Here is a 24,750-nt window from a genome sequence, read left to right as displayed (position 1 = left end):
CCGGCGTAACAAGGAGAACGGAATGTCGGTGATCGAAACGGTCGAACAGCTAGAGGCCATCTACGGCGCCACCAATGACGCCTCGATCGTGAAAGTCGCCGACCACGTCACCCCGCTCTACCGCATCTTCATCGAGAAGGCGCCGTTTGCCGCGCTCGCCACCATCGGGCCCGAGGGCATCGACTGCTCGCCGCGCGGCGATCTCCCCGGCTTTGTTCGCATCCACGATCCCAACACGCTGATGCTGCCGGATCGCCGCGGCAACAACCGGATCGACTCCTTGCGCAACATCGTGCGTGACCCCCGGGTGTCGCTGATGTTCCTGATTCCGGGGTCGGGCAACGCGGTCCGCGCCAACGGCCGCGCGCATCTCTCAGTGGATCCGCAGCTGCTCTCTTCGTTCAAGATCGAGGGCAAAGCGCCGCGCAGCGTCATGGTGATGAATGTGGAAGAGATCTACTTCCAGTGCGCCCGCGCCATCGTCCGCGCCGACCTCTGGAATCCCGACAAGCGCATCGACCCGAAGACCTTGCCGACGCCAGGCCAGATCCTCGCCGAGATGAGCCAGAACAAGGTCGGCGGCGCCGAGTATGACCGCGTCTGGCCGGAGCGCGCGGCCGCGACGATGTGGTGAGCTCTTCCCCTCTCCCCACTGTGGGCTAGCGTGAGCACACATCTTTCCGCGATTTATCAAGCATTTGGGACTTGAGCGGAGGGAATCCGATGTGATTCTTTATCTGCTGTCGCGATTCTCACGAGAAGGCGGTGGCGGAGATGAATCTTGGGCATTTTGGCGACGCGCGTCTTAAAAAAACGGCGCGCGGCTGTTGCAGCGCGTGTCGGATCGGCAGACGATCTGCCTGCGTCAACTTGGCGACACGCGTGCCGAGCAAGTCGCATTCCGCCGGTTTGTGCTGAACGATCGGGTCACAGTCTCGAAGATGGTGCTGCATCAGAGAGCACGGGTAGCCGAGGCCAGCGCCGATCGTCATGTGCTGGTGATCCAAGATACCAGCGAAATCAATTATGAGAGCCAGCGCGAACGCAAACGCGGCCTTGGCACCGTCGGCAATGGCCGCGATGTCGGGTTGTTCGTGCATCCGATGCTGGCGGTAGACGCCGAGCATGGACATTGTCTCGGTCTGCTTGACGTCCAGGTCTGGCGGCGCTTGAAGGCCAAGAGCAAGGATTATCGCAAGCAGCCGATCGAGGAAAAGGAGTCCTACCGCTGGCTCAAGGGTCCTCAACGCGCCAAGGCGGCGCTGGGCAAGGCCGTCCGGGTCACGGTGATCGATGACCGCGAAGGCGACATCTACGAGAAATGGGCTCGTCTGCCGGACCGGCGCACCGAGCTTCTGACGCGCGCCTGCCGCGACCGCGCGATGGTCGATGGCGGGACGTTGTTTGCAGCCATGGCGGAACTGCCCGAAAGGCACAGCTACTCGCTTGATCTGCCGGCGCGGCCTGGCAAAAAGCGTCAGGCGCGGCAGGCCCGCCTGACCGTGCGCTTCGGGCGCGTCCGAATCCGCCGCCCGCAATCCTGCTCCGACCGGGATGCCCCGGAGGAGATCGAATTGTCCGCCATCGAGGTCATCGAGCGCGATCCGCCCGCCAAGGAAACGCCGGTCCACTGGCGCTTGCTGACCACCCATGCCGTCGATACCGCCGCACAGGCGCTGACTGTCATAGGCTGGTATCGGCAGCGCTGGCACATCGAGCAGCTGTTCCGGACCGTGAAGAGCCAGGGACTGAAGATCGAAGAGAGCGTCGCCGAAGACGGTGAGGCTCTGGAAAAACTCGCCGTCATCGCATTGATTGGCGCAACGACCAGCATGCAACTCGTGCTCGCACGTGCCGCTCCCCACCATGACCAGCCCGCCAGTCACGTCTTCGACGACAGACAGATCGAAGTCCTCGAAGCGCTCCAGGACAAACTCCAAGGTCGCACGATCAAGCAGCAGAACCCATATCCGCCCCAAAGCCTTGCCTGGGCCGCCTGGACGATCGCTCGCCTCGGCGGATGGACAGGTTATGAAAGCGAGCGATCCACAGGGCCAATTACAATGTCCCACGGCCTCACACGCTTCAATGCCATTGCCGAAGGATACTTCCTCGACCAAGATGTGTGCTCACGCTAGCCACTGTGGGAGAGGGTGGCTCGCCGCGAGAGCGGCGGGTGAGGGGTGTCTCTCCGCGAACTCATCGCATAGTTGGACTCGCGGACAGATACCCCGCATCCGGCGCTTCGCGCCACCTTCTCCCACAGGGAGAGAAGGGAAGGGCCACATCTCGCCTCTAATTAAACGCCATCCCCCCACTCAGGGCCACCGTCTGTCCGGTCATGTAGGCGTTGTCGACCAGCAGCATCACGGCTTTCGCCACCTCATCCGCGGTGCCGAAGCGACCGAGCGGGATGCGGCTGATGAGTTGCGGCTGGCCGCTCATCATGTCGGTCTCGATCAGCGAGGGCGCTACCGCATTGACGGTGATGCCCTCCTTCACCAGACGCGCCGCGTAGCCGCGCGTAAGCCCCTCCATGCCGGCCTTGGAGGCATTGTAGTGCGGACCGATCGAACCGGCGCCGCGCGCGGCACCCGAGGAGATGTTGACGATGCGGCCCCACTTTCGCGCTCGCATCGATGGCAGTGTCGCCTGCGTGCACAGGAAGGCCGATTTCAGATTGACCAGGATGGTGCGGTCGAAATCGTCTTCGGTGAGATCGTCGACGCCGCGCGTGATGGCGATGCCGGCGTTGTTGACGAGAATGTCGACGGGGCCGAGTTCGGCCGTAACCCCGTGCACCATTCCGGCTACCTGCTCACGCTGCGAGACGTCGGCGGTGACGACAATGGCGCGGCCGCCCTGCTTGCCGATCTCGTGGGCCAATTGCGCGGCCTGCTCCATCCGCTCGCGGCAGTTGATCGCCACGGCGGCACCAGCGTCCGCCAGCGCGCGACAGATGGCCGCGCCTATCCCGCGCGAGCCACCGGTGACGAGCGCGACGCGTCCCTTGAGAGTCTCTGACATGAAAGCTCCGATCGATCCAGTGGCGACCGGATCGTCAGCCGACAGCCGCTCGCGTTCAACTCACAAGGCCGCTACACGAGATCAACTTCGCCGGCGGGTCCTGGTGCGCGCCGCCTTCTTTGCGGCGGCGGAGCGGACCTTGGCGCCCTTGGTCTGGCTCGCCTTCCGTGCGGCAGCCGAGCGCGAGGCGGCGGTTCGACCACTCGCAGCACGCTTGCCCTGCTTCGAGAGCGCGCTGCGCGACGCAGTCGAGCGCGGCTCTTTCTTCAAGACGCCTTCGACGGCCCGCGACACGCGCGGCCGGCGCTTCGGGGTGCGTTTGCCCTGGCCAACCTCGTAGGCATATTTGGCGCTGCGGCGCGTCGACTTCTTGGTACGCCCTTTGCGCGGCGGCGGCAGATCGACACCGGCGCGCCGCGCCTCGGACAGGCCGATAGCAATGGCTTGCCTGGTCGAACGCGCGCCGTGCTTGCCTTGCCTGATCTTGTCGATCTCGTCCTTGACGAATTCGCCGGCCTGCGTGGTGGCCGATTTGCCGGCACGCTTGTCTTGCCGGGCTTTGCGGATGATTTCTTGTCTTGGCATGGGTCGAGTTCCCTTTTCGAATCGCAGGGATGGCCGACCACAACGCACCAGCGCGGAGATTGATCCTATCCGCCCCTCAACGCCGCTAGCAATTCATCCGGGCGTTCGGCTATGATCATGTGGCCGGCGCCCGGCACCACGATGGTCTTCGCATGCGGGATCGCCGCGGCGAGCGCCTTGCCCGCCTTCACGGGCGTCATCATGTCCCGCTCGCCGAGGATGAGGGTGGTCGGCACTTTGACGGTAGCGGCGGCGGTGAGCGCGTTCGCATAGGCGTTGCAGGCCGACAAATCCCTGAACAGCACGCCCGGCTCGCAATGCTTCAACACGGCCTGCGCGCCGCCATGCATCCACAGGCCCGGCGCGAGGCTGCCGCCGAGCTCGGCCTTGAAACCAAGGCCCCAGATCGACACCATGTCGTTGGCGTCCTGCTCGTTGGCTTCGGCGGCCTTAAGGAGTTCCGTTCCGACCGTCATGGTCGCTGCGGTGCCGATCAGGCTCAGCGCCCAGACCTTGTCGGGGTGACGTGCCGCGGTCTCCAGCGAGATCAGCGATCCCATGGAATGGCCGATCAGATGCGCCTTCGCAGCGCCTGCCGCATCGAGCAGCGCGGCCGTCCAGTCGGCCATGTCGGCGATGCTTGATAGCGACGGACCTGCCGAGCGGCCGTGACCGGGCAAATCCGGAGCGAGAACGGAAAAGCCATGATGGGCGAACCAGCGCGTATGCAGCGCCCAGGTCGAATGATCAAAACCGGCGCCGTGGATGAAGACGACCGCAGGCAAGGACTTGTCGAATTCGCGGCCGCCGGTCGCGGCAAATACCTCGGCGCCGTTGACGGAGAAGTTCATCGTGTCAAACCTTCTGCGAGATGCGCAGTGCCTGCGCGAGATCGTCGATGATGTCGCTGGCCGTCTCGATGCCCACCGACAGCCGCACCAGCTCCTCGCCGATGCCGGCGGCCTTGAGCTGCTCGGCATCCATCTGCTGATGCGTGGTCGAGGCCGGGTGGATCACCAGCGTCTTGGCGTCGCCGACATTGGCGAGATGGCTGATCATGCGCAAAGACTCGATGAACTTGCACCCCGCGGGCCGGCCGCCCTTGATGCCGAAGGAGACGATCGAGCCCGCGCCGCGCGGCAGCAATGTCTTCGCGAGCTGATAGTCGGGATGGTTCTCCAGCGACGGATGCAGCACCCAGTCCACGGCCTTGTTGGACTTCAGCGCCTCCAGCACCAGATGCGTGTTCTGGATGTGACGGTCCATGCGCACGCCGAGCGTCTCGACGCCCTGCAACAACTGGAACGCGTTGGTCGGCGACAGGCAGGCGCCGAAATCGCGCAAGCCTTCGGTGCGCGCGCGCATGATGAAAGCCGCTGTGCCGAACTGCTCGTCGAAGACGATGCCGTGATAGCCGCCATAGGGCTCGGTCAACACGCCGAATTTGCCGGAGCCGCGCCAGTCGAAGCGGCCGCCATCGACGATGGCGCCGCCGATCGCGATGCCGTGGCCGCCGATCCATTTGGTCGCCGAATGCATGATGATGTCGGCGCCGAGCTCGATCGGTCGGCTGAGATAGGGCGTGGCAAAGGTGTTGTCGATCAGCAGCGGAATTTTTGCGTCATGCGCGATCGCCGCGACCTTCGGGATATCCAGCACTTCGAGCCCGGGATTGCCGATCGTCTCGCCGATGACGAGTTTCGTGTTCGGCTTGATCGCTTTCCGGAACGCATCGAGATCGCGCGGCTTCACGAAGGTCGTGGTGATGCCGAAGCGCGGCAGCGTGTGCGCCAGCAGATTGATGGTGCCGCCATAGAGCGAGCTCGACGCCACGATGTGGTCGCCGGCGTTGAGCAGCGTCGCGATGGCCAGATGCAGCGCGGCCATGCCGCTCGCGGTGCAGATCGCACCGACACCGCCTTCCAGCGCCGCGAGCCGCTCTTCCAGCACGCCGGTGGTGGGGTTGGAGATGCGCGTATAGATGTGGCCGGCGCGCTCCAGATTGAACAGCGCCGCCGCATGATCGGAATCCTGGAACACGTAGGACGTGGTCTGATAGATCGGCACCGCGCGGGCGCCGGTCGCGGGATCCGGATGCTGGCCCGCATGCAGGCTCAGGGTCTCGAAGGCGGGCGGTTTTGGCGCGGGCATGCGTGGCCTCGTTGGTCGGTCGGCGATGGCGGCCCTTGTGCCACAAAAACGCCCGCCACGTCAGCCCATTGACAGCGTCAGGCGAGCTCACGCAGCGCTAGACACTCGTGCCGATGGCCCGCTCGATCGCGCGGGTCTCGCGCAACAAGATCTCCGCAACCTCCTGCTCGCGGCGCGGGCCGAGCCTCGTCCGAACGGCGGAGACGGTCATCGCAGCCGCAGGGCGTCCGTCGGGGGTCTTGATCCAGGTCGAGATCGATTTCGTGCCCTGGACGAGACCAATCTCCCGCATGCCATATCCGCACCGCCGCGCCGCGGTGACCTGGGCGATCACCGTTGCGGCGTCGGTCCGATAGGCCTCGAACCGCTTCTCATTCGCCGCGACGACCTTTCGCGCGTCATGCGCCGGTAGCGCGGCGAGGATGGCGACGCCGGCGCTGGAGACGCCGAGCGGGCGGCGGGCACCGACCTCGATCGACAGCACCTGGATCGGATAGGCGCCGATCCTGCGATCGACGCACAGCGTGTCGTTGCCGGTTCGCACCGTCAGGAACAGCGTGTCGCCGATCTCGGCGGAGGCGCGTCGCAGCGAAGAACCTGCGGCGACCAGCAGTGGCGAGGGCCGGGGGCGCGCGAGCGCCAGCTCCGGCACCTGGTTGCCGATCGCGTAGCGGCCGGTCCTGCCGTGCCGCTCGACGATGCCCTCCTCGATCAGCACGTGAACGATGCGGTGGACGGTTGGGCGCGTGAGGCCGGTGGCCTGCACGACCTCGGCCAATGGCACACCGTCTTCGCGGCCTGCGGCAAGAATACGCAGCACCGAGAGCGCGCGCCGGATTGCCTGCGCGCCCTGCCGCGGTTCTGTCACGTGCGCAGACCTTGCGGATGTCCTGTCCATAATATGGACAAGAACGCCACAATTCGCTCGACAGGTAAAGCCCGCATCTGGAGATTGCGATCCAGTCGGGAATGCCCTGCGACGTCACGGCACTCGATTTGAAATTGGAAGCGCCGCCGGGAGGTTAACATGAGATTAATCTGGATTGCCATCGCTGCTGTCGCGGCAATGCTGGCGGGACCGGCGTCGGCGCAACAATGGCCGGCCCGCAGCGTCAAGCTGATCGTGCCTTACCCGGCCGGCGGCAATGTCGACAGCGCGGCGCGCATCATCGCCGACAAGCTCCAGGAAAAGCTCGGCCAGCCCTTCATCATCGAGAACAAGGCTGGCGCCGGCGGCATGATCGCGGGCGAAGCTTTCGCGAAATCGGCGCCCGACGGCTACACGCTGTTCGTCGGCGCCAACGGCCCGGTGCTGTTCGCGACCGAGATCAACAAGCGCGATGCCTATAACTGGAAGAAGGATTTCCTGCCGATCTCGACCATCTCGATGACGCCGCTGGTGCTCGAAGTCCATCCGTCGGTGCAGGCCACGACCTTCAAGGAATTCGTCGACCTCGCCAAGCGCGAGCCCGGCAAGCTGACCATGGCCTCGCCCGGCCCCGGCACCACCAACCACCTGCTCAGCGAGCTGATGCAGTCGAGCCTCGACCTGCAATGGGTCACCGCGCATTATCGCGGCAACGCGCCGGCGATCAACGATTTGCTCGGCGGCCAGGTGCAGTTCGCCTTCGACCAGCTCACGGTCAGCCTCCAGCACATCAAGGCCGGCCTGTTCCGCGCGCTTGCGGTCACCAGTCCGCATCGCCTGAAGTCGCTGCCTGACGTGCCGACCTTCGCCGAGCTCGGCTACAAGGATTTTGACGGCCAGACCTTTACCGGCATGTTCGCGCCCACGGGCACACCCGCACCGATCGTGGACAAGCTGCACGAAACGCTGGTCGCGATCCTGAAGGACCCCGGCGTGGTCGACAAGTTCGACAAGCTCGGCGGCGAAGCCGTCGCGATGACGCCGGACGAATTCCGGGCTTATCTCGACCGCGAGGACGCCAAGTGGATTCCGGTCGTGCGCAAGGCCAACATCAAGGCTGACTGAGCGATGCGGATCGACCCCACCGAGCTCGGCGCCGAGCGCATCTACCGGCTGATGACCGGCATCGTGGTGCCGCGCCCGATCGCCTGGGTGACCAGCCTATCACGCAGCGGCGTGCTCAACCTTGCGCCGTTCAGCGCCTTCACCTTCGTCTCGCAGAAGCCGCCGATGCTCGCCATCAGCGTCGGCCGCAAGGGCGCCGACTACAAGGACACCGCGCACAACATCCTCGACACCGAGGAATACGTGATCCACATCGCCGATACGCCGCTGATGAATGCGGTGCACGACAGCTCCGTCGAGCATCCGCCTGAAATCAGCGAGGTCGAGCATCTCGGGCTGGAGACGCTTGACTGCGAGCGCATCAAGGTGCGCAGGCTCGCAGCAGCACCCGTCGCGATGGAATGCGTGTTCCGGCAATGTCTGGAGTTCGGCGAGGCGCGCAGCCGGCTGATCGTCGGCGAGGTCGTGATGTTCCACATCCGCGACGGGCTCGTCAATGACGGCAAGGTCGAAACCAAAGCACTCGACCCGATCGCGCGTATCGGCGGTCCCCGTTATGCCCCCCTCGGCGAGATCGTGACGCTGAACACCGTATTCCAGACTCCCAAATCGAAGGACTGAGCGTGCGGACGCCTTGCGTACGCCGCCTGAAGACCATTGGAGAACGACGATGCGACTGTTGAGCTATCTGGTGGACGGAGAGCCGCGCTACGGCGCGGCTGTTGATGGCGGTGTCGTCGATCTGACCACGCGGATCGGCCGCGACTTCTCCGATGTGAAGGCGCTGATCGCGGCCAACGCGCTGGCCGAGGCGCAGGAGGCGGTGGCCGGTCAGAAGCCTGATTATGCGCTGGAGAGGCTCACGCTGCTGCCGCCGGTGCTGGCGCCCGAAAAACTCTGGTGCATCGGCGTCAACTACGCCGAGCGCAACGCCGAATATAGAGACAATTCGGACCTGCCAAAATATCCGAGCCTGTTCGTGCGCAGCATGTCGTCGATATCAGGTTCCGGCCAGCCGCTCGAGAAGCCGCACGTGTCGGACCAGCTCGACTACGAGGGCGAGCTCGTCATCGTGATCGGCCTGGGCGGCCGCCACATTCCGCGCGAAAAGGCCTGGTCGCACATCTTCGGCATGACGCTGTGCAACGAAGGCACGATTCGCGACTGGCTGCGCCACGGCAAGTTCAACGTGACGCAGGGCAAGAATTTTGATCGCTCCGGCAGCATCGGCCCGTGGATCGTCACCGCGGACGAGCTCGACCCGCGCGGGCCGCATGACATCGTCACGCGCGTCAATGGCGAGGTGCGGCAGCAGGACACGACCGAACGGCTGATGTTCCCGTTCGACTTTCTGATCTCCTATCTCTCCACCTTCGCCACGCTCAAGCCCGGCGACATGATCGTGACGGGCACGCCGACCGGCGCAGGCGCGCGCTTCGATCCGCCGCGCTGGCTGAAGGTTGGCGACGTCGTCGAGGTCGAGTCCAGCCGCATCGGCGTGCTCCGCAATACCGTCGCGGCGGAGCAGTAGGCCATGCTCGATAGCACTACGATCGAACGCCTTGCCGCGCGGCTGGACGAGGCCGAGCGCACCAAAGTGCTGATCCCGATGTTCTCGAAGGACTATCCGGGCTTCAGCATCGAGGATGCCTACGCGGTCCAGCGCGCCTGGACAAGACTTCAGCTTGGCCGCGGCCGCGTCATCAAGGGCCACAAGATCGGCCTGACCTCGAAGGCGATGCAGAATGCGGTCGGCATCGCCGAGCCCGACTACGGCGTGCTGTTCGCCGACATGTTCTATGCCGACGCCACACCGATTCCGTTCGACCGCTTCCACGCGCCGCGGATCGAGGTCGAGCTCGCCTTCGTGCTGAAGGCGCCGCTGCGCGGGCCTGATTGCACCATCTTCGACGTGCTCAACGCCACCGACTACGTCACGCCCGCGCTCGAGATCTTGGAGACGCGCATGCACCGCGTCGATCCCGAGACCGGGAAAGCGCGCAAGGTCATGGACACGATCTCCGACAACGCCGCCAATGCGGCGCTGGTGCTCGGCGGCCGGCCGTTCCGCCCCATGGACGCGGACATGCGCTGGATTGGCGCCCTGCTGTTTCGCAATGGCGAGGTCGAGGAGACCGGGCTTGCCGCCGGCGTGCTCAACCATCCCGCCAACGGCATCGCCTGGCTCGCCAACCGCCTCGCGCCGCATGACGAGCATCTCGCCGCCGGCGAAATCGTGCTGGCGGGATCGTTCACGCGTCCCGTCGATATCCGCCGCGGCGACACCTTCCACGCTGATTATGGCGCCTTCGGCTCGGTGTCGTGCCAGTTCGTCTGAACCAACAATAAGAGGAAGCGCACCATGTCAGACCCTACGCGCCGCAAGAGCATCCAGATCGGCGGCTTCAAGCACGCCAATCCGATTCCGAACGCCTGCCGCATCGGCGATCTCGTGATGTCAGGCGTCATCCTCGGCCGCGATGCAGCCGGTGTGATGCCCGAGAGCCTCGACGCGCAGTGCGCCAACATGTTCGCGCATATGAAGGCAACGGTAGAGGCCGCCGGCGGCAACACCGACGACATCATCAAGATGACGGTCTGGCTGAAGGACCGCACGCAGCGCGGCCCGGTCAATGTCGAATGGCTCAAGATGTTTCCGGACGAGCATTCGCGCCCGGCGCGTCACGCGCTGCCGATGGACAACATGGATGGCGGCGCGCTGGTGCAATGCGACTTCACCGCCGTGATCGACTGAGGCAGTTTTGCGCATGCCGACCTATCTGCCGTTCGATCCGAACCCGCGCCGTCCGGTCAAGGCGCCGCCGCCGAGAACCGTCGACAGCCAGTTTCACGTGCTCGGTCCCGTGGACAAATATCCAGAGCGTCCGGGTGCGGCCTATCGGATGCCGACGGCGACCTGGGAAGCGGCGCTGCGCGTGCACAAGACGCTCGGCATCGAGCGCGGCATCATCGTGCAGACCACGACCTATGGCGCCGACCATTCTGTCGTGCTCGACGGCCTCGCCGCGATGGGCCCGAACTATCGCGGCTGCGCCAACGCGCTGGTGTTCGCGGAGGCAAGCGACTCCTATCTCGCCAAGCTGCATGACGCGGGCGTGCGCGGCGCGCGCTTCAGTTTTCGGCAGGAGCTGGGCGCCGTGCTGTCGGATGCGGATTTCGCCCGTGCCATCGCACGCATCCGCGAGCTCGGCTGGTATGTGAAGATCCAGCCCGAGAAGGACGGCATCGTCTCCAGCGTCGCCAAATACGAGAACCTCGACGTCCCCGTGCTGATCGATCACATGGCGCGGCCCGTGCCCGCGAATGGCAAGGACGACCCGAACCTGCGCAAGATGCTGGAGCTGCTCAAGAAGGGCAATTTCTGGGTCATGCTCTCGCTCGGCGAGAAGACCTCGCAAGCCGGCCCGCCCTACGACGACGTGATCCCGATCGCGCGCAGCTATATCGAGGCCGCCATCGACCGCTGCGTCTGGGCCAGCGACTGGCCGCATCCGGTCTCGGTGAAGCAGCCGCCCAATGACGCCGATCTGCTCGAACTGATGTTCCGCTACGCGCCCGACCAGGCGGAGCTGGAAAAGATCCTCGTGCACAATCCGGCGAAGCTGTTTGGGTTTCCGGATTAGAGGGCTCGAAGCTCGCCAAGAATGCGGTGGCTCCCTCTCCCGCTTGCGGGAGAGGGCGGGGGTGAGGGCTCTATCCTCATCGGGAGTCTCTTCGCGGGAAGACCCTCTCCCCGGCCCTCCCCCGCAAGCGGGAGAGGGAGCGCACCTTCATCGGGGCGCACACATCGCGTTCACACCACTGGCTGCTTCGCCAGCCGATCCCGCACCTCGGCCGCGATCTCGAATGAGCGCAGCCGCGCGGCGTGGTCGTAGATCTGCCCGGTGGTCATCAGCTCGTCGGCGGCGGTGTCGGCGATGATTGCCTTCAGCTTCTCCTCGACCACTGCGGGCGAGCCGACCGCGGAGATCGCCAGCGACTGGCCGACGCCGGCCTTCTCGGCGGGCGACCACAACGCGTCCATGTCGTCGACCGGCGGCGGCAGCTGGCCGGGCGTGCCGCGGCGCAGGTTGATGAACTGCTGCTGCAGTGAGGTGAACATGCGCAGCGCCTCGAGGTCGCTGTCGGCGGCGAACACGTTGACGCCGACCATCGCATAGGGCTTGTCGAGCTGCGCCGAGGGCTCGAACCGCGCGCGATATTCGCGCAGCGCTGGCATCATCATCTGCGGCGCGAAATGCGAGGCGAAGGCGAACGGCAGCCCCAGCATCGCCGCGAGCTGCGCGCCGAACATGCTGGAGCCGAGAATCCACAGCGGCACCTTCGTCCCCATGCCGGGCACGGCGCGGATGACCTGGTTTGGCTGCACGTCGCCGAGCAGCGCCTGCAATTCCAGCACGTCATGTGGAAAGTTTTCGGCAGCGGTTGCAAGATCGCGCCGCATCGCCCGCGCCGTGAACTGGTCGGTGCCCGGCGCGCGACCGAGGCCGAGATCGATCCGCCCGGGATAGAGCGACTCCAGCGTGCCGAACTGCTCGGCGATCACCAGCGGCCAATGGTTCGGCAGCATCACGCCGCCCGAGCCGACGCGGATCGTCTTGGTCCCGCCCGCGACATGCCCGATCACCACGGATGTCGCTGCGCTCGCGATCCCCGTCATGTTGTGATGCTCGGCCAGCCAGAACCGCTTAAAACCCCAGCTCTCCGCATGCTGCGCGAGATCAACCGAATTGCGAAACGCTTGCGCGGCGTCGGAGCCCTGCTTGATGGGAGCGAGGTCGAGCACGGAGAAGGGGATCATGGGGGCACCGGAGTGGAAGGGCTGCGCGTCAGAGAGCATGACATGTAATGTCATCGCGTAGGATGGGTAGAGCACTTGCGAAACCCATCATGTCTCGTCATCAAAAGACCTCGATGGGTTTCGCTTCGCTCTACCCATCCTACAAAAGCTGCTTGAGCGGCCGCGCCTCCGTTCACAACCCTGTTATTGCGACCCGTCGCGCCCCTCGTCTCAACTGGGCGTTTCGCACGTGTTGTTGTACCCTGTGGAGGCTACCGCCACCATCGCCCGGAGGAACCGACATGACGATCGTCGTACTCAGCCGCCGCAACCTCCTCGCCGCCGGCGGCTCCGTGCTTGCAACAGGCGTTTTGGCGGCCGGGGTTTCCGGCCTGCTGCTGCCGGCCCGTGCGGATGGCCTCGCACCGACTGAATCGATGACGGGCGGTGCGAACAACTACCGCAAGGGTACGGCGATCGTGGAGCGGATCGGGAAGGGTGGCTTCTGGATGAGCGGCACCGTGCGTCGCGCCGGCGACGGGGCGCCGCTCGCCGGGCAACGCATCCAGATCTGGGCACACACGGTCGAAGGTCAGGAGCACGAGCCGCAGAGTCACGGCGCCACGCTGACCGACAAGGACGGCGCGTTCCGGCTCGAGATGCCGCAGATCATTCCCATCTTCGGCCAGCCGCATGGCCACCTCGCCTATGACAGCGGTGAATTCAAAACCGTCTTTCTGCGGCCGATCATGCGGAGCGCAAAGGAAACCAGCCTCGAGGCGCACTTCGTGCTTCAGCCGGCCTGATCGCGTTGCAAGTGCAAGGGCTAGTAGGAGGGTGGAGATCCCTGATCTGGGCCGCCCTTGCTTTGGCCATCGGCGTGCCGATCGCGCTCGCTGCAGAGAGCGAGCAGCTTGCATGGCGCGGTCCGGTCTATATCCTCGCCGGATTCGCGGGCATCGTTGCCCTCGGCCTCGTGCTGGTTCAGCCTCTGCTGATCGGCGGATATTTGTCGGGACTATCGGCCTATCGTGGACGGCGCGCACATCACTGGATCGGCGGCACGCTGGCCGTCGCGGTGGTGATCCATGTCGCCGGCCTCTGGATCACCAGCCCGCCCGACATGATCGACGCGCTCACCTTCGCATCGCCGACGCCGTTCTCTCCCTTTGGCGTAATCGCCATGTGGGCGATCTTCGCCGTCGCGCTTCTGGCTGCACTGCGCCGGCGCCTGGGATTGCGGCTGCGAACCTGGCGCATCGTCCATATTCCCCTCGCGATCGTCATCGTCGCCTGCAGCGTGGTCCATTGCCTGCTGATCGAGGGGACGATGGAGACAATCTCGAAGGCGGCGCTTTGCGCCGCTGTGCTGGCGGCAACCATCAAGGTCATGGCGGATCTCTGGCGAAGGCGGACATTGCGCGGCGAGAGGGCGTAGGTGGACCTCATCCGGCGGGCTGATTGCCGCTGACGGCAACGGAAGCTATTCTCGCGCGATGACCGTCAGTTCCCCCGATCTGAAAGCGTTCCTGCTTGCGACGCCGTTCTTCGGTGGTCTCACGGATGCGAGCCTCGACCTCCTGATCTCAATGCTGGTCGAGTGCCGCTTTGATGTCGGCGCGACCATCGTGGCGGAGGGCGCGCCGGGGCGCTCGATGTTCATCGTCAAATCCGGTCGGCTGGCGGTGAGCAAGCGGGCGGATTCAGGCAGCGTCATCCCGATTTCCGTTCTGCAGCCCGGCGATTTCTTCGGCGAGATGACGCTGATCGAAATGCAGAACCGGTCAGCCACGGTGGTCGCGGAGTCTCCGACCGTGCTCTATGAGCTGACGGCCCAAAAGCTCTACGCCTGCTACAAGGCCGATATCCACGCCTATGTGATCGTCCTGCAAAACATCAATCGCGAGCTGTGTCGACGGCTCCGCCGATCGGATGATCGATTCGCGGGGCATCCGGTGGGGACGGCAATTGATCGTGCGTAGGATGGGTAGAGCACTTGCGGAACTCATCATGTCTCGGCACCGAACAAGCTCTCGATGGGTTTCGCTTTCGCTCTACCCATCCTGCAAGCGGCTCGCTGCTACAGCTACAGCAACGCCATTGAGTGCAGCGAATTTCGATGAAAGCCGAAGGCAACCAAGCCGGAGAGAAGCAACGCAGTCCCAGTCACGATCAGGCAAAACGCAAGCACTATTGGAGCCCCGGGTTCGTCTTGAATGACAAAGACGATAATAGATAAAATTTTACCGACAATCGAAAGGAAGAATTAACCTTACCTGCGCGGTCCAACAGACAGGGACCTCGGCATCTTGGATCCGATATGCGCGCAGATCCAACCCGTCGGGCAAAACACCTCCCTCCCGCCAAGACCCCGTCAACCCTCCTCCGCAAAAATATTCCACTTTACCGAAATTCGGATTTGCGGCATGATCCCGCCATCCCGACCCGAGGAGAGGGGCGATCGTACGTCGTCACGAACGCGGGTTGGGGTGCGGTGGACGCGGCAGCGCCGGCGCGGATGTGGGAGCAGGGCGGGCGGAGGATTGAGCCGAACCCCGTGAGCTCGCCGCAAGCCGTGTCGAACGAACGGCGCCTGTATCCGACGACGCTCTGGGTCTGAGCCGGCTGCGTCCGGCGTAGCCCTTGGGCGGAGACGGAATCGCTGCGTACGGCTAAACCGTGTGGTCCTGGCTGTCGTTGCTACAGCCAAGCTTTTGCGACGATGCATCGCCCCAACCGGGCGCGGTGCGTCAACGGATCGCGAAGTGACGGTGACAAAAGGAACTCGTCGCCGGGGAGAGCGCGGCATACGCCGTCAACCCATCGCGCAGGGAAGGCCGAGTGTTCGGCGTCACCTGTATGCTGCTGTGCGGTTTCCTTGCGCTACACTTTCGCGCAGCGGACCGCGGGTGCCCGTCGGCACCCGGTCTTCCCTGCGCCCTCTTCACAAAGCAGGGCGAAAGCGGAGAGCAAAACTCGGGCGTTGGGTGCCGCGAGAACGCTGATCCATGTGCATTTCTAGAGATGGAATGGTGCTGCCAGACAGGATTGAACTGTCGACCTCTCCATTACCAATGGAGTGCTCTACCACTGAGCTACGGCAGCATGTGCTGGGATAAGAATCGGCCGCACGAGGAGCCTACCAAGCGGGCCGATATCTGCCACAGGCCTCCCCGCTGTGCAAGCTTGCCGGACCCGCCAAAGCGAGAAAATCGGGGCGATATCGGGGGTATCAAGGCTGTTTGGGCTTGAAACGACCGACTTTCCGTCGATTTTGGTTCCTCTTCCCCCGGCCAACTGGCCAGTTGGCCCGTGACGCCGATTCCAGCCATTTTGAGGTTCGCACGTTCGGGACCGCGCGGGCCTCTTGAGCTGCCGCATTCTCCGGGCATGTTATCGCCAACCGCTGTATGGACCCGGAATGGCTGACGAGAACGACACGAACGCGAGACAGGCGAGAGCATCGCGGGACGACCGCCTGAAATCGGCGCTGCGGGAGAATCTGAAGCGCCGCAAGGCGCAGGCGCGCGCGCGCGCCGCAAGCGCCGACCCCTCGCAAGTCGACGATGGTTCCCTAGATGAGGGGACCGCAGGGCAAGACCGATTAGACAAGACCGGCGACCGGAAGACGAGCGGCTAGAAATTTTGGAGTGCATGCAGTGACAATGGGGCAGGACGACTCACACCGAACCGATCGCGACGCGATGATGTCGCGTTTCACCCGCCCCGAGCAGACTTTTCCCGCGCTGACATCCGCCGAAATCGAGCGGATGCGGAATTTCGGCGAGGTCCGCACCTATAAGGATGGTGAGCTGCTGTTCGAAACCGGCAAGCCGGGGCCGGGCATGTTCGTCGTGCTGAAGGGCCATGTCGCCATCACCCAGCGCGACGGCCTCGGCAACATCACCCCCTTGATCGACCAGGGGCCGGGGCAATTTTTGGCCGAGCTCAGCCAGCTCTCCGGCCGTCCGGCGCTGGTCGATGGCCGCGCCGAAGGCGATGTCGAGACGCTGCTGCTGCCGCCGGAGCGGCTGCGCGCGCTGCTGGTTGCCGAGGCCGAGCTCGGCGAGCGCATCATGCGCGCGCTGATCCTGCGCCGGGTCAATCTGCTTCAGGCCGGCGTCGGCGGCATCGTGCTGATTGGTCCCTCGCATTCGGCCGGCGTGGTGCGCCTGCTAGGCTTCCTCACCCGCAACGGCCAGCCGCATCATCTGCTCGATCCCGAACGCGATCGCGATGCGGCCGAGATGATCGCGCGCTATTCGCCAAAACCTGAGGACTGGCCGCTGGTCGTCACCTCCGATGGCGCGGTGCTGCGCAATCCCGGCGAGACCGAGCTTGCGCGCGCGATCGGCATGATCGGCGGCCCGCGCAATGACCGCATCTACGATGTCGCGATCGTCGGCTGCGGCCCGGCGGGGCTTGCGACCGCCGTGTATGCGGCATCCGAAGGGCTTTCGGTCGCAGTGCTCGACACCCGCGCCTTCGGCGGCCAGGCCGGCGCCAGCGCGCGCATCGAAAACTATCTGGGCTTTCCGACCGGCATTTCCGGGCTGGCCCTCACGGCGCGCGCCTTCAACCAGGCGCAAAAATTCGGCGCCGACATTATGATTCCCGTCACGGTGAAGTCGCTCGACTGCTCGCGCACCGACGGTGCGTTTACGGTCGCGCTCGACGGCAGCGATCCGCTGCGCTCGCGCGCGGTGGTGGTGGCGAGCGGTGCGCGCTATCGCCGGCCTGACATCGAAAACCTCACCAAGTTCGAGGGCCGCGGCGTCTGGTACTGGGCCTCCCCGGTCGAGGCGAAGCTGTGCGCCGGGGAAGAAGTAGCGCTTGTGGGCGCCGGAAATTCGGCGGGGCAGGCCGCTGTGTTCTTGTCCGGCCACGCGAAGAAGGTGCTGATGATCATCCGCGGCGGTGGCCTGGGCGCCAGCATGTCGCGCTATCTGATCGAGCGCATCGAGGCGACGCCGAACATCGAGCTGCTGTTCAACACCGAGGTCTCGGCGCTCGAAGGCGACGAGGCCTCGCTGCTGCGGCGGATTCGCCTGAAGAGCCGGTTGTCGAACGACGAGGATTCCGCCGACATCAAGAATCTCTTTTTGTTCGTCGGCGCCGATCCCGCCACCGGCTGGCTCGACGGCTGCGGCGTGACGCTCGATCGCGGCGGCTTCGTCGTGACCGGCGCGCAGTCCGAGCTGAACCAGGGCAAACTGGTGGCGCCGCTCGAGACCTCCGTGCCCGGCGTCTACGCCGTCGGCGACGTCCGCTCCGGCTCGGTCAAGCGCGTCGGCGGAGCCATCGGCGAAGGCGCGCAGGTCGTGGCCTCCCTGCACGGCTATCTCGGCGACGCCGCAAAACCGGCGCTTTAGTCAAGCAGAAGACAAGCAGACGGCAAGCCGATTGTGACTTGCAGTTTTGCCGTGTCCCACGGACTATTCACCTCGCCGCGATCAATCGCGCGTGGAAGAACAAAGATTCATACGGGAGAACTAAATGGCCGAACTCGTCGTGCTCTACAAGACGCCCAAGGACGCTGCCGCCTTCGACAAGCATTATGCCGAGACCCACATTCCGCTCGCCAAGAAGCTCCCCGGCCTGAAGAAATACGCCGTCAGCACGGGCGCGGTCGGCTCGCCCGCCGGACCATCAGGTGTTCACCTCGTCGCCATTCTCAGCTTCGATAGCGTGGGCGACATCCAGAAGGCCTTCGGCAGCGAGGCGGGCAAGGCTGCAGCTGGCGACGTGCCGAAATTCGCCAGTGGCGGCGCAGACCTGCTGATCTTCGACACCAAGGACGTGTGACGCTCCGACCCAACTTTCGTCGAAACGTGCTGTCGTTTGTGACAGCGCTGCAAAAGATTCAGCCATGCATTTGTCGATTCGCACGATGACGCATGGCTGCGCGCACATGTGTGATGCCGCGCATGTGGCAATTCGATGAGGACCGTAATATCAGTCTCTCGATCTCAATGCAGAGAATAGGAGAGATGCCATGGTTCTCGGGATGAGCCTGCAAGCCTTCACACTGGTCCATGTCATCATCAGCCTGATTGCCATCGTCGCCGGCCTGATCGTGATGTTCGGGCTGCTTGGCTCGAAGCCGATGCCGGGCCTCACTGCGATCTTCCTGCTGCTCACCATCCTGACCAATGCGACGGGCTTCCTGTTTCCGTTCAAGGAACTGCTGCCCTCATACATCATCGCCGGCATTTCGCTGGTGCTGCTCGCGATCGCCTGCATCGCGCTCTACGGCATGAAGCTCTCGGGCGCCTGGCGCCCTGTCTATGTCGTGACCGCGATGATCTCGCTCTACTTCAACGTCTTCGTGCTGATCATCCAGTCGTTCCTAAAAGTGCCGGCGCTGGCCGCGCTCGCGCCGGCCGTGCCGCCGGCGCCGCCCTCCGGTCCGGTGTTCGCCGTCGTGCAGGGCATCGTGCTGGTGTTCTTCGTGCTGGTGACCATCGGCGCCTGGCGCCGCTACAAGCCGATGGCGTTCGCCTGATCGTTTCTGACTAAAGGAGTCCCCCCATGCCCACCATCACCACCAAAGACGGCGTCGAGATTTTCTACAAGGATTGGGGCTCGGGCCAGCCGATCGTATTCAGCCATGGCTGGCCGCTGTCGTCTGACGACTGGGACGCGCAGATGATGTTCTTCGTCACCCGCGGCTATCGCGTCGTCGCCCATGATCGCCGCGGCCATGGCCGCTCGGCGCAGGTCGCCGACGGTCACGACATGGATCATTATGCCGACGATCTCGCGGCGGTGACGGCGCATCTCGATCTCAAGAACGCCATTCACGTCGGCCATTCCACCGGCGGCGGCGAGGTCGTGCACTACATCGCGCGCCACGGCGAGAGCCGGGTGGCGAAGGCCGCGATCCTCTCCGCGGTGCCGCCGCTGATGGTGAAGACGGAGGCCAATCCCGGCGGTCTGCCCAAGGACGTGTTCGACGGCTTTCAGGCTGCACTCGCCGGCGGCCGCTCGGCGTTCTATCGCGACATCGCCGCAGGCCCGTTCTATGGCTACAACCGTCCCGGCGCAAAGCCGTCGGAAGCTGTGATCCAGAACTGGTGGCGCCAGGGCATGATGGGCGGCGCCAAGGCGCACTACGACGGCATCGTCGCGTTCTCGCAGACCGACTTCACCGAGGACCTGAAGAAGATCAACGTGCCGGTGCTGGTGATGCATGGCGACGACGACCAGATCGTGCCCTACGCCGATTCCGCGCCGCTGTCGGCCAAGCTGCTCAAGAACGGCACGCTGAAGACCTACAAGGGCTTTCCGCACGGCATGCCGACCACGCACGCCGAAACCATCAACGCGGACCTGCTGGCGTTCTTCAAGGGCTGAGGGACGCGCTCACGCCAGGATCGCCCTGATCGCATCGAAGGTCCGCTTGACGAAAGCCTCCGGCTCGTCGCGCGCACCTTCGCTGAGCCAGTTCTCGCCGCCGACGCGCATCGCGCCGGTCTCGATCATGGCGGCAACAATGTCTCGCATGAGCCGCGAGCTGGGTGGATACTTCGGCAGTCCCGCGCGTTGAGCCCCGTCCGCCCGCAGGAGAAGTGTCGGTGATGTCTCCCCCGCTCAAACTGATCGCGCTCGATGCCGACGATCTCGCCGTGATCTCGACCCAGGTGCAGGATGCTCGGGTGCAGTCTTCCGACATCATCTGGCGGCAGGGCGAGAAGCGCCTGGTGGTCGGCATGAGCCGGCTGGACTGGGAGCAGACGCTGGCGGGCGAGGCCGAGCCGCGCCGGCTGGTCTCAGCGCTCCGCTTCGACCGCGTGCTCGCCTGCAAGTCGCGCAATATCGATCTCGCGACACCTGAGGCGGTCCTGGACCTCGTCGGCATCGAGTTTCATCCCCGGGACGGCCGCGATGAGGAGCCCAGCGGCAGCGCGCTCTTGCTCTTTGCCCAGGGCGGCGCCATCCGCCTCGACGTCGAATGCCTGGAATGCGAGCTGACCGATCTGGGGGCGGACGAACTGGGAACGGGTCTGAGGGTCGAGGGGGAGGGGTGAGGTTGCCTGTATACCAGCCGAACCGGCTCAGGCCGTCGCCGGAGCGACATCTTCCAAGGGTTGACGCAGCTTCCCTGCCGCGCCATTGAGCAGGGGGCCGGTGAGCCAGACTGCGCCCTCTCAACCAGCAGAAGCCAAGCCCAAAATGCCCCTTCGTCTCGACCGCAGCAGCGCCGATTTTGACCAGCGATTCCAGGCCTTCCTCGCCGCCAAGCGCGAGGTCTCGGCCGATGTCGAGGCGGCCGCGCGCACCATCGTCGACGATGTGGCCAAGCGGGGCGACGCCGCCCTGCTCGAGGCCACGGCAAAGTTTGACCGGCTGACGCTGGATGCATCCGGCCTGCGCGTCTCGGCCGCCGAGATTGAAGCCGCGACAAAGGCCTGCGATGCCGCGACGCTGGATGCGCTCAAGCTCGCGCGCGACCGCATCGAGACCTATCATCGCCGCCAGTTGCCGAAGGATGAGCGCTTCACCGATCCGCTCGGCGTCGAGCTCGGCTGGCGTTACACCGCAATCGAATCCGCTGGCCTCTACGTGCCCGGCGGCACCGCGGCCTATCCGTCCTCGGTGCTGATGAACGCGGTGCCGGCCAAGGTCGCGGGCGTCTCGCGCCTGGTGATGGTGGTGCCTTCGCCCGACGGCAAGCTCAATCCGCTGGTGCTCGCGGCAGCCTCGCTCGGCGGCGTCTCCGAGATCTACCGCATCGGCGGCGCACAGGCCGTGGCCGCGCTCGCTTATGGCACCGCGACGATCGCGCCGGTCGCAAAGGTCGTCGGCCCCGGCAACGCCTATGTCGCCGCTGCAAAACGGCTGGTGTTCGGCAAGGTCGGCATCGACATGATCGCGGGCCCCTCCGAGGTGCTGGTGATCGCCGACGACACTGGCAATGCCGACTGGATCGCCGCTGACCTGTTGGCGCAGGCCGAGCACGATGCCAGCGCGCAATCGATTCTGATCACCGACTCGGCGCGGCTTGCCGCCGATGTCGAGAAGGCGGTGGAAGCGCAGCTGAAGACGCTGCCGCGCGCCGCGATTGCCGGCAAGTCCTGGGTCGATTTCGGCGCCATCATCATGGTGAAGGCCCTCGCCGACGCGATTCCGCTTGCGGACGCGATCGCGGCCGAGCATCTCGAGATCATGACCGGCGATCCCGATGCGCTCGCTGCAAAGATCCGCAACGCCGGCGCGGTCTTCCTCGGCGCGCATACGCCGGAGGCGATTGGCGATTATGTCGGCGGCTCCAACCACGTGTTGCCGACGGCGCGCTCGGCGCGATTCTCCTCAGGGCTCGGGGTCGCTGATTTCATGAAGCGCACCTCGATCCTGAAATGCGGCCCGGACCAGCTGCGTGCGTTGGGCCCGGCTGCGATGACGCTCGGACAAGCGGAGGGGCTGGATGCCCATTCGCGCTCGATCGGATTGCGCCTCAATCTGTCATGACAAAGCCGCCCGAACAGGACGACTCGACCAATCGCATCGTCGCGGTCACCCTCGACGAGGACTCGATCGGCCGTTCCGGGCCCGACATCGAGCACGAGCGCGCGATCGCGATCTACGATCTGATCGAGCAGAACCTGTTCGCGCCCGACGGTGCGGACGGCAAGGGCCCGTTCACGCTGCACATCGGCATCACCGGCAGCCGGCTGATGTTCGACATCCGCCGCGAGGACGGTACGCCCGTGGTCGCACACCTGTTGTCGCTGACGCCGTTCCGGCGGATTGTGAAGGACTATTTCATGATCTGCGACAGCTACTACCAGGCGATCCGCACTGCGACCCCGGACAAGATCGAGGCCATCGACATGGGCCGCCGCGGCATCCATGACGAGGGATCGCGCACGCTGCAGGAACGGCTCAAGGGCAAGGTGCGGGTCGATTTCGAGACCTCGCGCCGCCTGTTCACGCTCATCACTGTTCTTCACTGGAAGGGCTAGGGCATGGCCCGGAAAAGTGTGCAGCGGTTTTCCGACAAGGCCATGCCCTCTATCAAAAGGGCCTAACCGCGATGGCGGGTCCGCCACGCGCAAACAATCCGCAATCGGTGCTGTTCGCCTGTGCGATGAACAGCGTGCGCTCGCCGATGGCCGAGAGCCTGCTGCAGCACATGTTTCCGCAAGGGCTCTACGTGAAGTCGGCCGGCGCCCGAAAGGGCGAGCTCGATCCGTTCGCCGTCGCCGTGATGGCCGAGCTCGGCCAGGACATCTCCACCCACAGGCCGCAGACCTTCGAGGATCTGGAGGATTGGGAGGGGTTGAACTTCGACCTCATCATCACGCTCTCGCCGGAAGCTCATCACAAGGCGCTCGAGCTGACCCGCACGCTCGCCGCCGACGTCGAATACTGGCCGACGCACGATCCCACCACCATCGAGGGCAGCCGCGACCAGAAGCTCGCCGCCTACCGCGAGGTCTGCGACCAGCTCCTGATGCGGATCCGCCGGCGTTTCGCCAAGGTGGGCGCCGCGAGCGGGTAGCATTGGGCAGGCGTAACACCGGCGTCACAGACTAAGGGCACACGCATATCGGATACCTCGAATCAGCAAAGTCAGGGTTCCCGGGTTGTGAAATCAGCCCCCTTCCGATAGGTTCCGCGCGCAATTCACCCCCTGCCTCGTCTCCCAAAAATCACCTGATGCTCGGCCGCCCCAAATTCGTTCTCGCCTCCGGTTCGCCGCGGCGCCTGTCGCTGCTCAACCAGGCCGGCATCGACCCGGACGCGCTCCGGCCGGCCGATGTCGACGAGACGCCGAAGCGGGGCGAGCTGCCGCGTGCCTGCGCCAATCGGCTTGCCAGGGCCAAGGCCGATGCGGCGCTCAAATCGGTGCAGCTCGACGACGAGCTCCGCGGCGCCTTCATCCTGTCCGCCGATACGGTGGTGGCGGTCGGCCGCCGCATCCTGCCAAAGGCCAATCTCGTGGACGAGGCCGCGCAGTGCCTGCGGCTGCTGTCGGGCCGCAACCACCGCGTCTACACCGCGATCTGCCTGGTGACGCCGCGCGAGGCTTTTCGCCAGCGCCTGGTCGAGACCCGCGTCCGCTTCAAGCGCCTGTCGGAAGACGACATCCAGGCCTATATCGGCTCGGGCGAATGGCGCGGCAAAGCCGGCGGCTACGCGGTGCAGGGCATCGCCGGCTCGTTCGTGGTGAAGATGGTCGGGTCCTACTCCAACGTGGTCGGCCTGCCGCTCTACGAGACCACGACGCTGCTCGGCGGCGAAGGCTTTCCGATTCGCTTCGGCTGGCTCAACGCCACCGCCGTGTGAGCCAACAAAACCAGCTCCGACAAAAATCTCGAAAACAACCCCACGCACAGTAGAAGCGGATGGGGAAGAGCATGCGCCTTCGCCGGAGGAACCCGTTTGCCGGGAGGCTCTTGAACCCTCTCACCTCGTGTAGACTGCCGCCATCATGGACGACCACCTCAAAAAGCCCGCCGGACCCCTCAAAACCTGCCCGATCTGCGGCAAGCCGCAGGCGCAGGCCACCCGTCCGTTCTGCTCCTCGCGTTGCCGCGACGTCGACCTGAACCGATGGCTGAAGGGCTCCTATGTCATCCCCGGTCGCGACGACGAGGTGGATGACATCGAATAATCAAGTAATATCAGTTGTTTAATCTGGGACCCGCCGTGCCGCGCGCCAGCCGCGGCAAACCCGCCCCACCTTGTGCACAGCTAGGCCGCGCCCGGCGAAGCCTCTTGGCGAAGCCGGGTAGACAGGCCGCTGCGAGCCCACTATAAACCGCCCGCTCGATGGGCCTTGACCTTCTCTTTGGGTCCTTCCCTCAGCACGCCCAGGTAGCTCAGTTGGTAGAGCATGCGACTGAAAATCGCAGTGTCGGTGGTTCGATTCCGCCCCTGGGCACCATTCGTGTACAAAACCACGAGCATTTCAGTTCTCGATCTGCCTGCTCGCAATAGCGGCTTTCCTATTCGTCGAAACTATTTGCCTTGCCGCCGGAGCTCGCGAGACTTTTGACGAACGCAAAGATCGCCGCCTGCGATCTTTTTCGAATCTGTCGGTTCAACTAGCGGATGTTTACAAAGCGTGAATGTCAGGATAGTCCTCAAGGAAATCTGATCCGCGATCGATGGCACGCCTGCTTGGCGCGTTAGCCTCGAAGCTGTCAGGTTGGATGAGGTTGGAAGTCTGGGGTGCTGGGTGCTG

The 24,750-nt window shown here is 64.7% G+C and carries 29 protein-coding genes and 2 tRNA genes; 23 read left to right on the top strand and 8 right to left on the bottom strand.

Annotated features, from left to right (window positions below):
• The first annotated feature begins 22 nt into the window (after positions 1-22).
• Together JJC00_RS35130 and JJC00_RS35125 are read left to right on the top strand one after the other, a co-directional pair.
• Entirely contained in the window at positions 23-634 is a 612-nt protein-coding gene (locus tag JJC00_RS35130) for a pyridoxamine 5'-phosphate oxidase family protein (protein ID WP_200470301.1), read from the top strand.
• Between the two features lie 202 nt (positions 635-836).
• Positions 837-2,138 carry an IS4 family transposase gene (locus JJC00_RS35125; protein WP_246774251.1) on the top strand — a complete coding sequence of 434 codons (1,302 nt, stop codon included), beginning with the start codon at positions 837-839 and terminating at the stop codon, positions 2,136-2,138.
• 157 nt (positions 2,139-2,295) lie between these two features.
• Here the strand turns inward: JJC00_RS35125 and JJC00_RS35120 are convergent, their stop codons facing one another.
• From JJC00_RS35120 to JJC00_RS35100, 5 genes are all read right to left on the bottom strand, one after another.
• Positions 2,296-3,027, bottom strand: coding sequence for an SDR family NAD(P)-dependent oxidoreductase (locus JJC00_RS35120; protein ID WP_200470300.1), 732 nt, complete (start codon positions 3,025-3,027; stop codon positions 2,296-2,298).
• A gap of 81 nt (positions 3,028-3,108) precedes the next feature.
• Complete coding sequence (locus JJC00_RS35115) at positions 3,109-3,612, bottom strand: DUF6496 domain-containing protein (protein WP_200470299.1); 504 nt, start codon at positions 3,610-3,612, stop codon at positions 3,109-3,111.
• 65 nt (positions 3,613-3,677) lie between these two features.
• A complete protein-coding gene (locus tag JJC00_RS35110; protein ID WP_200470298.1) occupies positions 3,678-4,463 on the bottom strand; it encodes an alpha/beta fold hydrolase in 786 nt (261 codons plus the stop codon).
• Positions 4,464-4,467: 4 nt separating this feature from the next.
• Positions 4,468-5,763, bottom strand: coding sequence for an O-acetylhomoserine aminocarboxypropyltransferase (locus JJC00_RS35105; RefSeq protein ID WP_200470297.1), 1,296 nt, complete (start codon positions 5,761-5,763; stop codon positions 4,468-4,470).
• A gap of 97 nt (positions 5,764-5,860) precedes the next feature.
• A complete protein-coding gene (locus JJC00_RS35100) occupies positions 5,861-6,661 on the bottom strand; it encodes an IclR family transcriptional regulator (RefSeq protein ID WP_200470296.1) in 801 nt (266 codons plus the stop codon).
• Positions 6,662-6,790: 129 nt separating this feature from the next.
• Between JJC00_RS35100 and JJC00_RS35095 the strand changes: the two genes are divergently transcribed.
• From JJC00_RS35095 to JJC00_RS35070, 6 genes are read left to right on the top strand one after another with little or no spacing between them, the layout of a single operon-like run.
• Positions 6,791-7,756 carry a Bug family tripartite tricarboxylate transporter substrate binding protein gene (locus JJC00_RS35095; protein ID WP_200470295.1) on the top strand — a complete coding sequence of 322 codons (966 nt, stop codon included), beginning with the start codon at positions 6,791-6,793 and terminating at the stop codon, positions 7,754-7,756.
• Positions 7,757-7,759: 3 nt separating this feature from the next.
• The gene (locus JJC00_RS35090) at positions 7,760-8,377 is read left to right on the top strand and encodes a flavin reductase family protein (RefSeq protein WP_200470294.1); all 618 of its coding nucleotides are present in this window, start codon (positions 7,760-7,762) and stop codon (positions 8,375-8,377) included.
• A 49-nt stretch (positions 8,378-8,426) separates the two neighbouring features.
• The gene (locus tag JJC00_RS35085; RefSeq protein ID WP_200470293.1) at positions 8,427-9,287 is read left to right on the top strand and encodes a fumarylacetoacetate hydrolase family protein; all 861 of its coding nucleotides are present in this window, start codon (positions 8,427-8,429) and stop codon (positions 9,285-9,287) included.
• Between the two features lie 3 nt (positions 9,288-9,290).
• A complete protein-coding gene (gene hpaH, locus JJC00_RS35080; protein WP_200470292.1) occupies positions 9,291-10,094 on the top strand; it encodes a 2-oxo-hept-4-ene-1,7-dioate hydratase in 804 nt (267 codons plus the stop codon).
• Between the two features lie 24 nt (positions 10,095-10,118).
• Positions 10,119-10,511, top strand: a complete 393-nt coding sequence (locus tag JJC00_RS35075) for a RidA family protein (protein WP_200470291.1) — start codon at positions 10,119-10,121, stop codon at positions 10,509-10,511.
• A gap of 13 nt (positions 10,512-10,524) precedes the next feature.
• Positions 10,525-11,400, top strand: a complete 876-nt coding sequence (locus tag JJC00_RS35070; protein WP_200470290.1) for an amidohydrolase family protein — start codon at positions 10,525-10,527, stop codon at positions 11,398-11,400.
• 170 nt (positions 11,401-11,570) lie between these two features.
• Here the strand turns inward: JJC00_RS35070 and JJC00_RS35065 are convergent, their stop codons facing one another.
• On the bottom strand, positions 11,571-12,578 hold the full coding sequence (locus JJC00_RS35065; protein WP_200470289.1) for an LLM class flavin-dependent oxidoreductase: 1,008 nt from the start codon (positions 12,576-12,578) through the stop codon (positions 11,571-11,573).
• Between the two features lie 281 nt (positions 12,579-12,859).
• On the opposite strand from JJC00_RS35065, the gene JJC00_RS35060 reads away from it, so the two are divergent.
• The 3 genes from JJC00_RS35060 to JJC00_RS35050 all read left to right on the top strand — a co-directional run bounded on the left by JJC00_RS35060 (position 12,860) and on the right by JJC00_RS35050 (position 14,539).
• The gene (locus tag JJC00_RS35060; RefSeq protein WP_200470288.1) at positions 12,860-13,363 is read left to right on the top strand and encodes a Twin-arginine translocation pathway signal; all 504 of its coding nucleotides are present in this window, start codon (positions 12,860-12,862) and stop codon (positions 13,361-13,363) included.
• A 74-nt stretch (positions 13,364-13,437) separates the two neighbouring features.
• Positions 13,438-13,995 carry a ferric reductase-like transmembrane domain-containing protein gene (locus tag JJC00_RS35055; RefSeq protein ID WP_246774033.1) on the top strand — a complete coding sequence of 186 codons (558 nt, stop codon included), beginning with the start codon at positions 13,438-13,440 and terminating at the stop codon, positions 13,993-13,995.
• 58 nt (positions 13,996-14,053) lie between these two features.
• Positions 14,054-14,539, top strand: a complete 486-nt coding sequence (locus JJC00_RS35050) for a Crp/Fnr family transcriptional regulator (protein WP_200470286.1) — start codon at positions 14,054-14,056, stop codon at positions 14,537-14,539.
• Positions 14,540-15,587: 1,048 nt separating this feature from the next.
• Here JJC00_RS35050 and JJC00_RS35045 read toward each other — a convergent pair.
• Positions 15,588-15,662 (bottom strand) — tRNA-Thr (locus tag JJC00_RS35045).
• Between the two features lie 316 nt (positions 15,663-15,978).
• Between JJC00_RS35045 and JJC00_RS35040 the strand changes: the two genes are divergently transcribed.
• The 5 genes from JJC00_RS35040 to JJC00_RS35020 all read left to right on the top strand — a co-directional run bounded on the left by JJC00_RS35040 (position 15,979) and on the right by JJC00_RS35020 (position 19,913).
• Positions 15,979-16,197 carry a hypothetical protein gene (locus JJC00_RS35040; protein ID WP_200470285.1) on the top strand — a complete coding sequence of 73 codons (219 nt, stop codon included), beginning with the start codon at positions 15,979-15,981 and terminating at the stop codon, positions 16,195-16,197.
• A gap of 25 nt (positions 16,198-16,222) precedes the next feature.
• Positions 16,223-17,929 (top strand): FAD-dependent oxidoreductase, encoded by a 1,707-nt coding sequence (locus JJC00_RS35035; protein ID WP_200474337.1) that lies wholly within the window; start codon positions 16,223-16,225, stop codon positions 17,927-17,929.
• Positions 17,930-18,053: 124 nt separating this feature from the next.
• A complete protein-coding gene (locus tag JJC00_RS35030; RefSeq protein WP_194479374.1) occupies positions 18,054-18,362 on the top strand; it encodes an EthD family reductase in 309 nt (102 codons plus the stop codon).
• Positions 18,363-18,552: 190 nt separating this feature from the next.
• Complete coding sequence (locus JJC00_RS35025) at positions 18,553-19,062, top strand: hypothetical protein (RefSeq protein WP_200470284.1); 510 nt, start codon at positions 18,553-18,555, stop codon at positions 19,060-19,062.
• Between the two features lie 26 nt (positions 19,063-19,088).
• Complete coding sequence (locus JJC00_RS35020; RefSeq protein ID WP_200470283.1) at positions 19,089-19,913, top strand: alpha/beta fold hydrolase; 825 nt, start codon at positions 19,089-19,091, stop codon at positions 19,911-19,913.
• 9 nt (positions 19,914-19,922) lie between these two features.
• Here the strand turns inward: JJC00_RS35020 and JJC00_RS35015 are convergent, their stop codons facing one another.
• The gene (locus JJC00_RS35015) at positions 19,923-20,063 is read right to left on the bottom strand and encodes a hypothetical protein (protein WP_246774032.1); all 141 of its coding nucleotides are present in this window, start codon (positions 20,061-20,063) and stop codon (positions 19,923-19,925) included.
• Between the two features lie 74 nt (positions 20,064-20,137).
• Between JJC00_RS35015 and JJC00_RS35010 the strand changes: the two genes are divergently transcribed.
• The 7 genes from JJC00_RS35010 to JJC00_RS34980 all read left to right on the top strand — a co-directional run bounded on the left by JJC00_RS35010 (position 20,138) and on the right by JJC00_RS34980 (position 24,450).
• A complete protein-coding gene (locus JJC00_RS35010; protein WP_200474336.1) occupies positions 20,138-20,587 on the top strand; it encodes a DUF2948 family protein in 450 nt (149 codons plus the stop codon).
• A 145-nt stretch (positions 20,588-20,732) separates the two neighbouring features.
• The gene (gene hisD, locus JJC00_RS35005; protein ID WP_200470282.1) at positions 20,733-22,028 is read left to right on the top strand and encodes a histidinol dehydrogenase; all 1,296 of its coding nucleotides are present in this window, start codon (positions 20,733-20,735) and stop codon (positions 22,026-22,028) included.
• The gene (locus JJC00_RS35000) at positions 22,025-22,522 is read left to right on the top strand and encodes a UPF0262 family protein (protein ID WP_027530339.1); all 498 of its coding nucleotides are present in this window, start codon (positions 22,025-22,027) and stop codon (positions 22,520-22,522) included. The genes hisD and JJC00_RS35000 overlap by 4 nt, the downstream gene beginning before the upstream one ends.
• A gap of 71 nt (positions 22,523-22,593) precedes the next feature.
• Entirely contained in the window at positions 22,594-23,061 is a 468-nt protein-coding gene (locus JJC00_RS34995) for a low molecular weight phosphatase family protein (RefSeq protein ID WP_200470281.1), read from the top strand.
• 158 nt (positions 23,062-23,219) lie between these two features.
• Positions 23,220-23,849, top strand: a complete 630-nt coding sequence (locus tag JJC00_RS34990; RefSeq protein ID WP_200470280.1) for a Maf-like protein — start codon at positions 23,220-23,222, stop codon at positions 23,847-23,849.
• Positions 23,850-23,994: 145 nt separating this feature from the next.
• A complete protein-coding gene (gene yacG, locus JJC00_RS34985) occupies positions 23,995-24,177 on the top strand; it encodes a DNA gyrase inhibitor YacG (RefSeq protein ID WP_200470279.1) in 183 nt (60 codons plus the stop codon).
• 197 nt (positions 24,178-24,374) lie between these two features.
• Positions 24,375-24,450, top strand: a tRNA-Phe gene (locus tag JJC00_RS34980).
• Positions 24,451-24,750: the final 300 nt, after the last annotated feature.

This window comes from Bradyrhizobium diazoefficiens (genome assembly GCF_016616885.1).
Classification (GTDB): Bacteria; Pseudomonadota; Alphaproteobacteria; order Rhizobiales; family Xanthobacteraceae; genus Bradyrhizobium; species Bradyrhizobium diazoefficiens_F.
The sequence above is the reverse complement of the archived record's forward strand: the minus strand, read 5'-3'. Positions and strand labels throughout refer to the sequence as shown.